Source organism: Nocardia wallacei, from assembly GCF_029869545.1.
GTDB classification, from domain to species: domain Bacteria; phylum Actinomycetota; class Actinomycetes; order Mycobacteriales; family Mycobacteriaceae; genus Nocardia; species Nocardia wallacei_A.
Map to the genome: position 1 here is coordinate 1 of NZ_JARWQD010000172.1, position 13,845 is coordinate 13,845.

The 13,845-nt window shown below is 69.9% G+C and carries 14 protein-coding genes; 7 read left to right on the top strand and 7 right to left on the bottom strand.

Annotated elements, in window-relative coordinates; all coding sequences use genetic code 11:
• Positions 1-535, bottom strand: a 535-nt coding sequence (locus QH290_RS13990; protein WP_280383217.1) for a hypothetical protein, incomplete at its 3' end; no start/stop codon positions are given.
• Between the two features lie 90 nt (positions 536-625).
• On the opposite strand from QH290_RS13990, the gene QH290_RS13995 reads away from it, so the two are divergent.
• Both QH290_RS13995 and QH290_RS14000 read left to right on the top strand, forming a co-directional pair.
• Complete coding sequence (locus tag QH290_RS13995) at positions 626-802, top strand: hypothetical protein (protein WP_280383218.1); 177 nt, start codon at positions 626-628, stop codon at positions 800-802.
• 123 nt (positions 803-925) lie between these two features.
• Positions 926-1,627: a polyprenol monophosphomannose synthase gene (locus QH290_RS14000; protein ID WP_280261389.1), complete on the top strand. Its 702-nt coding sequence runs from the start codon at positions 926-928 to the stop codon at positions 1,625-1,627.
• A 6-nt stretch (positions 1,628-1,633) separates the two neighbouring features.
• Here QH290_RS14000 and QH290_RS14005 read toward each other — a convergent pair whose 3' ends face one another.
• Together QH290_RS14005 and QH290_RS14010 are read right to left on the bottom strand one after the other, a co-directional pair.
• Positions 1,634-3,088, bottom strand: coding sequence for an HAD-IB family hydrolase (locus QH290_RS14005; protein WP_280383219.1), 1,455 nt, complete (start codon positions 3,086-3,088; stop codon positions 1,634-1,636).
• Complete coding sequence (locus QH290_RS14010) at positions 3,085-5,460, bottom strand: glycerol-3-phosphate 1-O-acyltransferase (protein ID WP_280383220.1); 2,376 nt, start codon at positions 5,458-5,460, stop codon at positions 3,085-3,087. The genes QH290_RS14005 and QH290_RS14010 overlap by 4 nt, the downstream gene beginning before the upstream one ends.
• Positions 5,461-5,621: 161 nt before the next feature.
• On the opposite strand from QH290_RS14010, the gene QH290_RS14015 reads away from it, so the two are divergent.
• Positions 5,622-6,983: a salicylate synthase gene (locus QH290_RS14015; RefSeq protein ID WP_342213733.1), complete on the top strand. Its 1,362-nt coding sequence runs from the start codon at positions 5,622-5,624 to the stop codon at positions 6,981-6,983.
• A gap of 15 nt (positions 6,984-6,998) precedes the next feature.
• Here QH290_RS14015 and QH290_RS14020 read toward each other — a convergent pair whose 3' ends face one another.
• The 3 genes from QH290_RS14020 to QH290_RS14030 form a co-directional block, all read right to left on the bottom strand.
• Positions 6,999-8,612: a (2,3-dihydroxybenzoyl)adenylate synthase gene (locus QH290_RS14020; RefSeq protein ID WP_280383221.1), complete on the bottom strand. Its 1,614-nt coding sequence runs from the start codon at positions 8,610-8,612 to the stop codon at positions 6,999-7,001.
• An 86-nt stretch (positions 8,613-8,698) separates the two neighbouring features.
• Positions 8,699-9,307: a disulfide bond formation protein B gene (locus QH290_RS14025; RefSeq protein WP_280261372.1), complete on the bottom strand. Its 609-nt coding sequence runs from the start codon at positions 9,305-9,307 to the stop codon at positions 8,699-8,701.
• Complete coding sequence (locus tag QH290_RS14030; RefSeq protein ID WP_280261369.1) at positions 9,304-9,468, bottom strand: DUF5993 family protein; 165 nt, start codon at positions 9,466-9,468, stop codon at positions 9,304-9,306. The genes QH290_RS14025 and QH290_RS14030 overlap by 4 nt, the downstream gene beginning before the upstream one ends.
• Before the next feature lie 165 nt (positions 9,469-9,633).
• On the opposite strand from QH290_RS14030, the gene QH290_RS14035 reads away from it, so the two are divergent.
• From QH290_RS14035 to QH290_RS14045, 3 genes are all read left to right on the top strand, one after another.
• Positions 9,634-10,515, top strand: a complete 882-nt coding sequence (locus QH290_RS14035; RefSeq protein ID WP_280261366.1) for an oxidoreductase — start codon at positions 9,634-9,636, stop codon at positions 10,513-10,515.
• 106 nt (positions 10,516-10,621) lie between these two features.
• Positions 10,622-11,095 carry a carboxymuconolactone decarboxylase family protein gene (locus QH290_RS14040; RefSeq protein WP_280383222.1) on the top strand — a complete coding sequence of 158 codons (474 nt, stop codon included), beginning with the start codon at positions 10,622-10,624 and terminating at the stop codon, positions 11,093-11,095.
• A gap of 287 nt (positions 11,096-11,382) precedes the next feature.
• On the top strand, positions 11,383-12,483 hold the full coding sequence (locus QH290_RS14045; RefSeq protein WP_280383223.1) for a 3-deoxy-7-phosphoheptulonate synthase: 1,101 nt from the start codon (positions 11,383-11,385) through the stop codon (positions 12,481-12,483).
• Between the two features lie 88 nt (positions 12,484-12,571).
• Here QH290_RS14045 and QH290_RS14050 read toward each other — a convergent pair whose 3' ends face one another.
• A complete protein-coding gene (locus QH290_RS14050; RefSeq protein WP_280261363.1) occupies positions 12,572-13,114 on the bottom strand; it encodes a class I SAM-dependent methyltransferase in 543 nt (180 codons plus the stop codon).
• Between the two features lie 82 nt (positions 13,115-13,196).
• On the opposite strand from QH290_RS14050, the gene QH290_RS14055 reads away from it, so the two are divergent.
• Positions 13,197-13,841, top strand: a complete 645-nt coding sequence (locus QH290_RS14055; RefSeq protein ID WP_280383234.1) for a LysE family translocator — start codon at positions 13,197-13,199, stop codon at positions 13,839-13,841.
• Positions 13,842-13,845 lie beyond the last annotated feature (4 nt).

The window sequence follows — 13,845 nt, forward strand, 5'->3', positions numbered from 1 at the left end:
CGGCTTTTTGGGTTACCCGTGGGGGGGGGCCAAGGGGGGGTTTTTGATTGTGCACAACCTGTATGGGGGGGGGGGGTTGGGGGGGGTGGGGGGGGGGGGGGGGGCCGCCTCGATCGAATTCCCAATACCAGAGCGCGAATACGACGACATTGGTCAGCCAGATCGCGGCGCCGGAACCCAGCAGGACGCCGGGATTGTTGCTGACTCGACCATCGATCAAGCCCATGACCAAACGGTCGACCGACCATGCCGTAATGAGGCCGAGCACGGTAGCCAGAACGAGACTGCAGATGCGCAGCCAGTTCTCCTCGCGATTGATGCGGGTCGGGTTTGCCACCAGCAGCACGGCGAGCAACAGCAACTCCAGGCCGGGGCCCAGCCATTGCGGATTCGGGGTGAACTGATTCGGGAGCAGGATTTGCAGCACGATGGTCACCAGGACCGCCGCCGTGGCCATGGCCCGGGACTCGCCGGCCGTGCGGCGGGCCCAGGCGGGCACCTGGTCGTCGGACTCGTCGCGGGCGGATCCGCTCATCCGAGCAGTATCGCCGGACGGGCGGCGCGGCCGCGGGAAACGCCACGCGTGTTGGGCCCCGGCGTCTCCCGCGGGTGCCATGCTGGTGGCATGGGTGAATCCGACGACGCCTGGTACTACTGCTTGAAACACCACCGTGCCGAGCAGGGCAAACGCTGCTGGTTCGCCGATCGCATGGGGCCCTACCCGGACCGGGCGACCGCGGAACGGGCACTCGAGATCGTCCGCGAACGCAACGCGCGGGCGGATGAGGCCGACGACCGCTGAGCTAACTCGTCCCCGTTCGCAGCGGTGGGCTACGGTTCCAAGAGCAGAATCGTGCCCGCACGCGCGGGTGAGCGGAATCGGGTCGAATCGAGCGGAGGGCGACTTGTGAAGGTGACCGTGGTGGTGCCTACCTACAACGAGCGGGAGAACCTGCCGGTGGCGGTGGAGCGGCTGACCGCGCTACCGGTCTCCGACCTGCACGTCCTGGTCGTGGACGACAACTCGCCGGACGGCACCGGGGATGTCGCCGACAAGCTCGCCGCCGAACTGCCCACCGTGGTGAGCGTGCTGCACCGCACCGAGAAGGACGGGCTCGGCCGCGCCTACATCGCCGGAATCACCAAGGCGCTCGATGAGGGCGCCGACATCGTCATCCAGATGGACGCCGATCTGTCGCACCCGGCCGAGGTGATTCCCGCCATGCTCGACAAGCTGCAGAACTCCGACGCCGGTGTGGTGCTGGGCTCCCGCTACGTCCCGGGCGGCTCGACCGCCTCGGAGTGGAAGTGGTACCGCAAGGCGCTCTCGGCGTGGGCCAATTTCTACGTCAATCTGATTCTGCGCCTGGGCGTCAAGGACGCCACCGCCGGTTTCAAGGCGTGGAAGGCCGACACCCTGCGCGCGATCGACGTCGGCTCGATCCACAGCAACGGCTACTCCTTCCAGGTCGAGATGAACTACCGGACCATCAAGCAGGGCATCGCGATCGCCGAGGTGCCGATCCGGTTCGAGGAGCGCACCAAGGGCGCCTCCAAGATGAGCCTCAAGGTGCAGCTGGAATCCGCGCTGATGCCGTGGAAGCTGCTGTTCGGCCGCTCCGTCTGAGGGGAGTCAGCGCGAGGGCATCGGTTCCGGGGCGGGCCAATCGAGCAGCGTGTCGACGAACAGCTGCCGGACCCGCTCGATGTCGGCATCCATATCGCCGGGATCCCAGTCGCCGACGTCGATCGGCGGCAGCACCGCCACGTCGACGGTGCCCGGGCGCACGACCGCCGAATTGCGCCAGGCGATTTCACCCGCATTGCGGATCACCAGCGGAACGATCGGCACACCGGCCTGAACGGCGATGTGGAACGCCCCCTTCTTGAACGGGCCCACCCGCGGCGTCAGCGATCGGGTGCCCTCCGGTGCGACGACGATCGACAGGCCGCCGCGCAGGGTTTCCACCACCGGTGCCAGCGCGGCCCGCGCGCCCGCGGTATCGGTGCGATCGATGAAGGTCGCCCCCGCGAAACGCATCAGCGGCCCGAAGACCGGATTGCGGGTGACCTCCTTCTTCACGATCCCCGTGAACCCCGACCCCAGCACCTCGGCCAGCACCACCATGTCGAACTGGCTCTGATGATTGAACAGGAATACCGCGGGTCGCGGGGTGCGGGCGTGCTCGGCACCGGTGATCCGCACCCGCACCCCGGTGGCGCGCAGGGTGGCACCGGCGGCGCAGCGCATCATCGCATCGGCCATCCGCTGCCGCTCCCGGGTCGGCGACTGGGCCGCCACCCCGAGCGCCGCGCCGCCGAGCAGGGCCACGAAACCCGCTGCGGTGCGGGCGATATCGCGAGGACGGGCCGCCGCGCGGGGGCGGAAGGCCAGCTCCGGCCAGTCGCGCTCGCCCGCCTCGAGCGCCATGCGAGGGTCCGGATTCACCGCGCGCGGCCGCCCCACCAGCTCCAGCAGCGGCAGGTCCGGGGCGGCGTCGGCGTAGGCGTAGCTGTCGCGCAGCTCGAGGCGCCGCCCGGCCGCGAAGCGGCGCACCGCGTCGGCCTTTCCGCTGCGCCACAGCGGCTTGTCGTCCACGAATCCGGTGAGCACGCCGTCCTGGACGGCCATCGGGGTGTAGAGCACGTGCTCGATCCCCAGTTCCGTCGCCGCGGGCAGCACCTGGAAGCGGGTCAGGCAGGTCGCCAGGATCAGGGTGTGGCCGGCGGCCTCGTGCGCCCGGATCAGCCGCCACGCCTCCGGATACACATGGCCGTGGATCGTGCCGCGGAACAGCCGCGCGCCGAGCTCGGTGAGTTCGTCCTCCGGGCGACCGGCCCAGATGTGCATGACGCGCTGCAGGAATCGTTCGTACTCACCCTCGCCGCGGGCGCCGCGAATGCTGGTCAGCAGGGAATCGGCCAGGGCGCGGGGAGTGTCGCGGCGGCGCAGCAGGCGCCGCAGCGCCGACCGGGGCGTGAAGCCGTGCACGACCGTGCCGCCGAAATCGAAGATCGCGGCGACCCGCGGCCCCTGCGGACCGGCGCCGACGGCGGCGACGGCCTCCTCGACCGTCCACTGAGTCATGACACCTCCAGCCGATTCGACGGGTCCAGGGCCGCCGCCCGCGAGATGCGGGCGCCGATCGTGCGCAGTTCCCCGGCGAAGGCGCGGCGGCGTGCCGTCAGCTCCGCGCCGTCGGAACTCGCGTCGAGCAGGCCGTGATTGTCGGCGAGTTTCAGTGCGCTGGAGAACAACTCGGACGAGACCGATTCGGGACTGTGCAGGCGCCGCTGCAACAGCATCTGGCGGCCGACGGCCAGGCACTCGTCGATGAACTGCTTGCGGTCCTGTGCCGCCACCGCACCGTCGCGGGCGGCCAGCCGGTCGGCCACCACCAGCTGTGCGTCGAAGAACGAGCGCAACACCCGGTGCGCCATGATGAATCCGGTCTCGGTCAGCGTGGCCAGCACGTCGGCGCCGACCGTGCCGCCGGCGGTGCGTTGCTTCCAATCCTTGTCCACCAGTTGGATTTCCGCGGTCATGCGCTCGGCGAACTCGGCGCGCTCGGGGAAGAAGAACTCGAACTTCAGCAGATCGCGCAGCCGGAACGCGGTATCCCACCCCGCGCGCAGCTGCTCGCCCTCGGGCGCCTCCACCGCGGCCAGGACGGCCAGTTCGACGATGGCGCGGTTGACGAACCAGTGCACCGCGCTGTTGCGATAGAAGGCGGCCTCCAGATGCGCCCCCGCCTCGATCGAGTACACCGGCTCCAGCCCGCCGCGATAGACCGTCACCACCTTCGCCAGCGACAGCTGCTCCAGCACGATCGCCAGCCCGTGATCGTCACGCAGCGTGTCGAGTTCGCCACCGGGCAGGCCGCTGCGCCGGATGTAGTCGCGCACCGGTTCCAGCACCCGGCGCACCTCGCCCAGGGTGAGGGCGCGCTCGTGCACGCCGAGCAGCGCGAGGGTGACCAGGGCATTGACGGTGATCGGTGTGACCTCGTTGATGCCGACGGCGACCTCGAATGCCAGCCGCTGCACCGCCTTACGCTCCCGATCGCGCTCCGGGGTACCGGCGGGGGCGCCGGGGCCCGGATCGGGGACCAGCGGATCACCGTGCGCGGCAAGGCGTTCGCGCGCCGACAGCGGAGCGCCGAAGCGCATGTACACGTGGCCCGCCGAATGTTGTTGACTGCGGATGTACCGCGCCAGCCAGGTCAGGCCCTCGGGCTTCTTGGCCCCGCCGGACTGCTCGGTGGCGATCGCGCCCAGCTCGTTGAGCCGCTCGTAGGTGATCGACACCGGCACCAGCATGACATCGTCGACGCGGCGCGAGCGGATCGCCGCCGCAAGATAATTCAGCAGTCCGTAGCGGGGCGGGCGCAGCTTGCCGGTGCGGGTGCGGCCGCCCTCGAAGTACCACTCCAGATTGAACCGCTTGGCCAGCAGGTAGGCGAAGTACTCCTCCACCACCGCCTTGTACACCTCGTCGTCGCCGAAACTGCGGCGGATGAACACGGTTCCGGTGCGGCGCGCGATCGGCCCGATCGGCCAGAATCGCAGGTTGGCGCCGCCGATCACGTGGTTGGGTGGAAAGTCGTTGCGGGCCAGCGCATCCCCGAGCACGAAGGCGTCCACGTAGGACCGGTGGGAGGGCAGGAACACCAGCGGGTAGCGCCGGTTGAGCCGCCGCAGCCCGGCCAGCCCGGTCGGGTCGCAGTCGACCTTCCAGGTCGAGGCGTGCACCGGGCGCATGGCCTGGGTGAACAGGTCCGACACCAGTCGGCTCTGCGCCGCCACCAGTTCCCGCAGTGCCTTTTCCGCGCGCCGGTACACCTCGCGCGGGTTGGTGCCGATGTGGTCGGCGATGGCGTCGAGGCGGCGCAGGAATTCCGGCGAGTCCAGGATCTCCTCGGCGACCAGCCGGGGCACCTTGTAGCGGTCGCCGATCACGGCGCGCTCGGCCCGCTCCAGCGCGACGATCCCGGCGCGCACGATGGCGCGGGCGAAGGTATCCGCGGTGGCGGCGACGGCGGCGTTGTTGGCGCGCAGCTCGCTGAGCCGGGCGGGCTGACCGGTGAGCACCAGATGGCGGTCCGGCGCCTTGGCGACCAGGCGACGCTGCAGCAGCCGGTGCGGCTTGCGCGGGTTGGACAGGGTGGCCATATCGGCGAAGGTGATGCGGCGCACGCCATCTCGCTCGGGCGGCAGCCACAGCACCCGGACGGGGACCACCAGCGGGTCGTCGTGCCGCCCGACCAGCCGGACCGCCACCGGTGCCGCGTCCAGGTCGATCTGGGTCACCGGTGCGTCGATGCCGAACTCCGCGGCGATACCGCCCTCGGCCAGCCAGCCGCCGATCAGTTCGCGTTCGGTCGGTGAGGAGGCGTCCACCAGAGCGACCACCGAATTCGGCTCGGTCGCGGGCGGAACATCGGCGCGGTCATCGATCATGCGGGAACCCTTCATCAAGTGACGTTCCCCATTGAAGCCCGGTACCGGGCTGTCGCGCAGGCGGTTGCGGCGGAGAGTGTGCCCGCCGGCACACCGACTTCCAAGACAGGTAATGCTAACCTCACCATTTGAAGTAAGGTAAGCATAACCTTGGAGGTACGGTGTCGACCACGGACGAGCGTGTGCTGATCGAGTATGAGGACGGTCCGGGGGCGACATCCACAACGGCGAGCCGAGCGGGGCGGGTCGAGGATCCGGCCGCGGTGGTGGCGGCGCTGGCGGCATCCGACCGGTTCGGTGAGTACGTCATGTACGAGCGGCCGGGCGAGTGGGTCTTCGCGGCCGACGCGATCGGCGGCGTCGAGCTCGACGCGCACGAACTGCGGGTCGCCTGGGACGGTCGCACCACGACGTCGCCGTGGTCGGGCCGCCCGGCGGAGGTGATCGACCGGGCGCTGGCGGCGCTGCCGCTGTCCGGGCGAAACGCCTACGGCTGGATCGGATTCGAGTTCTGTGCCTGGTCGCTGGCGGCCACCGAGCATCTGCCGGAGCGCGCCCCGCTGGCGCACCTGATGGTTCCGCGCATCGAGGTCTGCATCGATGCGACCGGGGTGCGGATCTCCGGTGCCACCCCGGACGAGGTCGCCGACATTCACGAACTCATCGCCGCCGCACAGGGATCCGCCCTGCCGCAGGCGCGTCCGGCCGACATCACCATCGATCCCACGGCCTATCGGGACCGGGTGGCCGCAGCGGTCGGCGAGATCCGGGACGGCAAGTACCAGAAGGTGATTCTGTCGCGCAAGGTGGATCTGCCGTTCGTGGTGGACGTGCCCGCGACCTACCGGCTCGGCCGGGCGAACAACACACCCGCGCGGTCGTTCCTGCTGCGGCTCGGGGCGCTGCAGGCCGCCGGGTTCAGCCCGGAACTGGTGGCCTCCGTCGACGGTGACCGCGTGGTGACCACCGAACCGCTGGCCGGGACCCGGGCCTTCGGGCGCGGGCCGGAGGCCGACCGGGCGGCCCGGGCCGACCTCGTCTCCGACCCCAAGGAGATCGTGGAGCACGCGATCTCGGTGCAGACCTCGTTCGCGGAGATCGCCGCGGTCGCCGTGCCCGGCACCACCGCGGTCTCGGACTTCATGGCCGTGCGCGAGCGCGGCAGCGTGCAGCATCTGGCGTCCACCGTGCGCGGCCGCCTCGACACCGGCCGGACCTCCTGGGACGCACTGGAAATGCTGTTCCCCTCGGTCACCGCGTCCGGTATCCCGAAGCGCGACGGCGTCGACGCGGTGTTCCGGCTCGACCACGATCCCCGCGGCCTGTACTCCGGTGCGGTGGTGACGGTGTCGCCGACCGGCGCGCTGGAGGCCACCCTGGTGCTGCGGGCGATCTACCAGACCGCCGACGGTGCCTGGCTGCGCGCGGGCGCCGGTATCGTCGCCCAGTCCACCCCCGACCGGGAATTCGAGGAGACCTGCGAAAAGCTCGGCAGCGTAGCGCCTTACGTGGTCGAGGCCTGACCCCTTCCCGCGTCGTCAGCCCTGGGCGCGCAGCGCCTTCTTGTCGATCTTGCCGACCGCTGTGACGGGCAGCGTATCGGCCCGGCGCAGCACGTCGGGGAGCTTGTAGGTGGCCAGCCCGCGCTCGGTGAGGAACTGCTTGATCTCGGCGAGGGTGGGCAGGTCGCCGTCGGTGACGAGGATGGCGCAGACCTTCTCGCCGAGCGCGGGATCGGGCAGGCCGACCGCGGCGGCGTGGCGGACGGCCGGATGGGCGAGCAGATGCTCCTCGAGCTCGTCGCAGGAGACGTTCTCGCCGCCGCGGTTGATCACGTCCTTGATCCGGCCGGAGACGACGAGGTGCCCGCTGGGCAACCGGCGCACCAGATCGCCGCTGCGGTAGTAGCCGTCGGGGGTGAAGGCGCGGGAATTGTGTTCCGGCGCACGGTAGTAGCCGCGGATGGTGTACGGGCCGCGGGTGAGCAACTCGCCCTCCTCGCCCTCGGCCACATCGTTGCCGTCGCCGTCGACGATGCGGACCTCGTCGGCGGGGGAGAGCGGGCGGCCCTGGGTGGTGCAGACGAGCTCGGCGTCGTCATCGAGGCGGGTGTAGTTGAGCAGGCCCTCGGCCATGCCGAACACCTGCTGCAGGCGCACGCCCAGGGCGGGCTCCACGTCGCGGGCGTTCACCTCCGCGAGCCTGGCACCGCCGACCTGCAGCAGGCGTAGCGAGGACAGGTCGGCGGACTCCCATTCGGTTGCGGCGCACCACAGTTGCGCCAGCGGAGGCACCACCGCCGTCACCGTCACCCGGTGGTGTTCGATGGCGGCGAAGGCGGTCTCCGGGCTCGGGTCGGCGGTGAAGGCGATCGACCCGCCAGTCGCGACGACCCCCAGGATGCCGGGGCACGCCAGCGGAAAGTTGTGCGCCGCAGGCAGGCTCGCCAGGTAGACGTCGTCGGGGCCGAGCGCGCAGACCGCGGCGGAGGCGCGGGCGTTGTAGGCGTAGTCGTCGTGGGTGCGGGCGATCAGCTTGGGCAGGCCGGTGGTGCCGCCGGAGACCAGCATCAGCGCGATATCGCTCGGATCGAGGTCGGGCAGCGAACCATGGTCGCGGGCAATCGACTTCAGATCGGTGAAGGGCCCGGCGTCGCCCAGTACGAGGACGTGCCGCAGGGTGGGGACCTGTTCGGCGACCGTGGCCGCCAGCGCGCGATAGTCGAAGTCACCGGCCTGATCGGCGACGATATATGCCACGGCACCGGACAATTCGGTGAGATGTTCGATCTCGGCGCGGCGGTGCGCGGGCAGCGTCAGCACCGCGATGGCGCCGGCGCGCAGCAGCCCGAACAGCACCGGGACGAATTCGGGCACGTTCGGCAGCTGCACCACCACCCGGTCGCCGGGCGAGATGCCCAGCGCCGCAAAGCCGTACGCCATGCGGTCGGCCTCGGCGTCCAGCTCCGCGTAGGTGCGGGTGCTGTCCCCGGTGTGCAGGGCGGGGCGGTCGGGCCACTGCCGCGCCGCCGCGCGCAGCAGCTCCCCCAGCGGCTGTCCCGTCCAGTACCCGGCGGCGCGGTAGGCCTCGGCGAATTCGTCCGGCATCGGCACGAAGCCGTCGCGGTGATTCCTGGTGGGTGTCGCTGTCATCGGTGCTGCCTCACGCTCACGGTGGTACTCGGGTCGCTCTTATATAGGTTAGGCAACCCTATCTCACGGCGCGAGGTCGTTACCGGTCAGCTCAGGATGTGCAGGTCGTAGAAGAACTGGTACCGCTGCGGGTCGTCGGGCAGGAACCAGTGGAAGCCCTCTTCCAGGAAGACGGCGACCAGGTTGACCGCGATCACCACGCCCAGGAACCAGATCGCGATCGCGCCGATCGCCCGATGCGGGCGGTCCGCGACGGTGTGCGCCGCGGTCTCGTCCGAAAAACACAGCAGCACACCGGCGGTCGCGATGGCGGCGACGAACAGGATCCACGCCCACACGTACAGGTGCAGGCCCAGCACCGGACTGCCGTAGCCGGGATCGCCGGGCAGGATGTGCAGCATCGTCTGGCGCCAGGCCGCGAAGCCGCCGCCCACGCAGGCCACGATCGACAGTCCCCAGCCCGTCATGTAGTCGCGGGCGTGGATGGTGCCGGTCATGCCGCGGCGCACGATATAGGCGCCGCCGAGCGCGGCCAGCAGCATGAACATTCGCTGGATCATGCACAGCGGGCACGGATATTCCCACCCGATGAACTGGGTGCCGAGTCCGCCGCACACCACGCCCGTCCAGCCCACGACGAAGATGACCGCCAGCCAGTACTGCAACTGCCCGAGCCAGGCCCACCGGCCGGTCACCAGGTCAGTCCCAGTCCGAGGGAACTGGTGATGTGGTGCCGCAGCAGCAGGAGGGTGAGGACGAGCGCGATCCACCATCCGGCCAGCACCACGCGGCGCGACCGCTGCCGGTAGAGCATCACCACCACCGCGAGCAAACCCGCGAAGATGATCGTGTCCATACGCGGACGGTACCGTTGCCGGTGGTACGAAGGGTTCATTCGAGCCTGGACACGCCGCTTTCCCGACCGGATCGAAGGTGTGGCTAATGAGCAGCCAATCCTGCCGAACGGTTGCGTGCGTCAGGGCGGGAGACTGCGGGCCGTAACCGCTCTAGACTCGTCCTCGTGACAGGTTGGGACAGTTCGGACATGCCCGATCAGAGCGGCCGCACGGTCATCGTCACCGGCGCCAACAGCGGGCTCGGTGCGGTCACCACGCGGGTGCTGGCGGCGGCCGGCGCGCAGGTGATCATGGCCTGCCGCGACGAGGTGAAGGCCCGCGCGGTGGCGAACACGATCGGTGAGCGGGCGCAGGTGCGCCGCCTGGATCTGGCCGATCTCGCCTCGGTCCGGCAGTTCGCCGACTCGATCGAGCGCGCCGACGTGCTGATCAACAACGCCGGTGTGATGGCGGTGCCGCTGCGCCGCACCGCCGAGGGCTTCGAAATGCAGATCGGCACAAACCATCTCGGGCATTTCGCGCTGACCGGCCTGCTGCTGGACAAGATCGCCGACCGGATCGTCACGGTCTCCAGCGGGGCGCACATGATCGGCAAGATCGATCTCAACGACCTGAACTGGGAGCGTCGCCGGTACGAGCGCTGGCAGGCGTACGGCCAGGCCAAGCTGGCGAATCTGATGTTCGCCTACGAACTGCAGCGGCGGCTGACCGCGGCCGGTTCGGCCAAGGTGTCGGTGGCGGCCCATCCCGGTTATGCCGCAACGGAATTGCAGTCGCATACCGAAACGTTCCAGGACCGGATCATGGCGCTCGGCAATCGGATCCTGGCGCAGAGCGCCGAGATGGGCGCGCTGCCAACGCTGTTCGCGGCCACCGCCGAGGTCGAGCCGGGTGCGTTCTACGGGCCCACCGGCTGGCGCGGGCTGCGCGGGTACCCGGGCCGCAGCGGATCGTCGTCCGCCTCGCGCGACGAGGTCACCGCGCGGCGGCTGTGGGAGCTGTCCGAGCAGCTGACCAAGGTCACCTATCCGTTCTCCCGCCGCTGAGGCCGGTGGCGCGCGTCACATTCCGCCTCTGTCACACCCCTGACCGCCACGTCGTCGCCTTGATATACGGACGCCGCGCCCCGCGGCCCGAGGTCAGGAGACAGCGATGGAACCCCGATTCAACCTGTACGCCAACGAGATCGGCGCGAAGGTCGTCAAGCGAGTCGGCAATGTCGGACTGGCGATCGACCAGTCGACCCTGCCGCACGCCACGCAGGAGATCGTGAAGCTGCGCGCCAGCCAGATCAACGGCTGCGGATTCTGCACCGATATGCACTCCAAGGACGCGCTGGCCGCCGGGGAGACCCAGGTGCGGCTCAACCTGGTCGCCGCCTGGCGCGAGGCGACCGTCTTCACCGAGCAGGAGCGCGCCGCGCTCGCGCTCACCGAGGAGGGCACCCGCCTCGCCGACGCCCACCACGGCGTCAGCGACGAGACCTGGGAACTGGTGCGCAAGCACTACGACGACGATCAGATCGCCGCCCTGATCTCGCTGATCGCGCTGATCAACGCCTACAACCGGCTGAACGTGATCTCGCGAATCCCCGCGGGCAGCTACGAACCCGGCATGTTCGGATAGGGCCTGCGGCGAATTCGAGCCCGGTGGCGGATCTCTCGATCCGAACCGGGCTCGTGTGCTGTCGGGGGCCGGTGTGGTGGTTCTCACGCGGGGCCGGGCGTATGTTCAGGCGCGCGACATCGGCTGGTACAGTCGCGATCGTGCAGCGCGCGTATTTCTGGTTTACGAAGCCGGCCCCGGGTGGGCCGGTCGGTGAACCGCGCTGACCTTCTCCCACCCCGAGCCGGACGACCAAGTCGGCTCGACGGGATGTTCTCGGTGGGTCGACCTGAGAAAAGGAACCCACGATGACACACGCAGCCGATGCCGAGGCGCCCTCGAAATCCGGGACCGTCGCGGATCTCGACGATCAGCGCACCCTGAGCATCAGCCCGCTGCTGTCGCCCGCCGACGTGCGGCGTGACCACCCGATCGACGAGGCGCTCGCCGAGACCGTGCGCGCCGGCCGCAAGGCCACCGTCGACGTGCTGAACGGCACCGACGACCGCCTGATGGTGATCGTCGGGCCGTGCTCGGTGCACGATCCCGAGGCCGCGATGGACTACGCCCGGCGCCTGGCCGCCAAGGCCGCCGAGGTGGCGGATCGGCTGCACGTGGTGATGCGGGTGTACTTCGAGAAGCCGCGCACCACCCTCGGGTGGAAGGGCCTGATCAACGATCCGCATCTGGACGGGACCTTCGACATCAACACGGGCCTGGGTCTCGGGCGGCGGCTGCTGGTGGACATCACCGCGCTGGGCCTGCCGGTCGCGTGCGAGTTCCTCGATCCGATCACCCCGCAGTACATCGCGGACCTGGTCTCCTACGGTGCGATCGGGGCCCGCACGGCCGCCAGCCAGGTGCATCGGCAGCTGGCCAGCGCGCTGTCGATGCCGGTCGGCATCAAGAACGGTACCGACGGCGATGTGCAGGTGGCCGTCGACGGCGTGCGCGCCGCGGCCGCCAGCCACGTCTTCCCGGGCACCGGCCTGGACGGGCGTTCCGCGCTGATCCGCACCGTCGGTAATCCCGACTGCCACGTGATCCTGCGCGGCGGCAGCACCGGGCCCAACTACGACGCGGCCTCGGTGACCGAGGCGTGCATTCGCTTGGAGAAGGCGTCGCTGCCGCAGCGGGTCGTGGTCGACGCCAGCCACGGCAACAGCAACAAGGACCACACCAAGCAGGTCGACGTCGTCACCGATATCGCCGAGCGGATCGCCGGCGGGGACCGCAGCGTCGTGGGACTGATGATGGAGAGCTTCCTCGCCGCCGGTCGCCAGGACCTCGCCCTCGGCCGCGCCGCCGACCTCACCTACGGCCGATCCATCACCGACGCCTGCCTCGACTGGGACACCACCGCCACCCAGCTCGACCGCCTCGCCGACGCCGTCACCACCCGCCGCTAGCCCGTTCACGCACCCCTGGCGTGTTCCCGCACCACCTGCAGGCCCATGCAGGGCGTGCGGGAACGTGCAGAGGGTGCGGGAAGGGTTGTCAGGGGCGGGGGTGTTTGCGGGCGATGAGGGTGAGGAGGTCGCCGGAGGGGTGGAGTTCGGTGGTGAAGCCGGACGTGGTGAGGTTGTGGGTGAGTTGGGCCGGGGGTGGTTTGGGGCTCTCGGGGCGGGTGGTGGTCGGGGTGCCGTAGCCGTAGCAGAGGTAGAGGGCGCCGTCCGGGGTCAGCACGTTGTGGATGAATGTGAGTTCTCGTGCGCAGGGACGGGTCCAGAACAGATTCACGTTCATTGCCAGGACCTTGTCGAAGGCCAGGCCCTCGAGGTCGGGCGCGGTGGGCAGCTGTTCGAGGGCGGCGTGCAGAAGGCGCAACCGGCCCGAATCGATCAGCGCGGCATGGCGTTCGGCGGATCGGCGGACGGCCGTCTCCGAGCGGTCGGCGGCGACGATGCGTCCGGTGGTCAGCCGGGCGGCCAGGTGCGCGACCGAGGGGCTGGACCCCGCGCCGATCTCGAGGATCAGGTCGTTCGGCCGCACCGACATGAGGTCGGCGATCCATTCGAAGCGCTCGGTACTCGCCACCATCGCGAATCTACCGGTGCCCGCGGTCCACCGGATGCGAACTGGCTCGTGACAGCCGCGGGCGGGGCGTAGCAGCATGAGCGACATGATCGAGATGACCGCGGTGGCAGGTGTGGCGGTGGCCGCTCTCGGACTGGTGCTCACGCCGGGGCCGAACATGGTGTACCTGGTGTCGCGCACCGTGTCCCAGGGCCGTCGCGCCGGATTCGTGTCGCTGGCCGGGGTCGCGGTCGGATTCCTGGTCTACCTGGTGGCGATCGCGGCGGGGATCACGGCGATCTTCGCGGTGGTGCCGGGCCTGTATCTGACGGTGAAGCTCGCCGGGGCCGCGTATCTCGGCTGGCTGGCGTGGAAGACGTTGCGGCCCGGCGGGATTTCGGCCTTCACCCCGTCCGACCTGCCCGCCGATCCCGCCCGGCGGCTGTTCACCATGGGCTTGGTCACCAATCTGCTGAATCCGAAGATCGCGATCATGTACATGGCGCTGATCCCCCAGTTCGTGGTGCCCGCGCGCGGGCAGGTGTGGCTGCAGAGCCTGTCGCTGGGCGCGGTGCAGATCACGATCGCGCTGCTGGTGAACGGACTGATCGTGCTCGGCTCCGGCGCCGTCGCGGCATTCCTCGGCGGCCGCCCGCTGTGGCAGCGGGCGCAGCGCTGGGTCACCGGGACGATGCTCGGCGCGATCGCCGTCCTGCTCGCCACCGACCGCGCCCGCCCCGTCCCCGCCTGAGTTC

Coding starts and splice junctions, on each gene's coding strand:
- QH290_RS13995 (WP_280383218.1), top strand. CDS start 626: ATGGGTGAATCCGACGACGCCTGGTACTACTGCTTGAAACACCACCGT.
- QH290_RS14005 (WP_280383219.1), bottom strand. CDS start 3,088: ATGACTCAGTGGACGGTCGAGGAGGCCGTCGCCGCCGTCGGCGCCGGT.
- QH290_RS14010 (WP_280383220.1), bottom strand. CDS start 5,460: ATGATCGATGACCGCGCCGATGTTCCGCCCGCGACCGAGCCGAATTCG.
- QH290_RS14020 (WP_280383221.1), bottom strand. CDS start 8,612: ATGACAGCGACACCCACCAGGAATCACCGCGACGGCTTCGTGCCGATG.
- QH290_RS14030 (WP_280261369.1), bottom strand. CDS start 9,468: ATGGACACGATCATCTTCGCGGGTTTGCTCGCGGTGGTGGTGATGCTC.
- QH290_RS14040 (WP_280383222.1), top strand. CDS start 10,622: ATGGAACCCCGATTCAACCTGTACGCCAACGAGATCGGCGCGAAGGTC.
- QH290_RS14045 (WP_280383223.1), top strand. CDS start 11,383: ATGACACACGCAGCCGATGCCGAGGCGCCCTCGAAATCCGGGACCGTC.
- QH290_RS14050 (WP_280261363.1), bottom strand. CDS start 13,114: ATGGTGGCGAGTACCGAGCGCTTCGAATGGATCGCCGACCTCATGTCG.
- QH290_RS14055 (WP_280383234.1), top strand. CDS start 13,197: ATGATCGAGATGACCGCGGTGGCAGGTGTGGCGGTGGCCGCTCTCGGA.